Origin of the sequence: Shewanella electrica (assembly GCF_022321485.1) — a bacterium.
GTDB lineage: Bacteria > Pseudomonadota > Gammaproteobacteria > Enterobacterales > Shewanellaceae > Shewanella > Shewanella electrica.
Genome location: NZ_JAKOGG010000827.1, coordinates 1 through 231 on the forward strand (window position 1 = coordinate 1; position 231 = coordinate 231).

Annotated in this window: 1 rRNA gene; it reads left to right on the forward strand. The window is 52.4% G+C overall.

From position 1 onward, the window contains the following. Nucleotides 1-231 (forward strand): 16S ribosomal RNA (locus L9G74_RS22165); the annotation flags it as partial.

Here is a 231-nt window from a genome sequence, read left to right on the forward strand (position 1 = left end):
GCTTTAATCGGAATTACTGGGAGTAAAGCGTGCGCAGGCGGTTTGTTAAGCGAGATGTGAAAGCCCCGGGCTAAACCTGGGAATTGCATTTCGAACTGGCAAGCTAGAGTCTTGTAGAGGGGGGTAGAATTTCAGGTGTAGCTGTGAAATGCGTAGAGATCTGAAGGAATACCGGTGGCGAAGGCGGCCCCCTGGACAAAGACTGACTCTCATGCACGAAAGCGTGGGGAG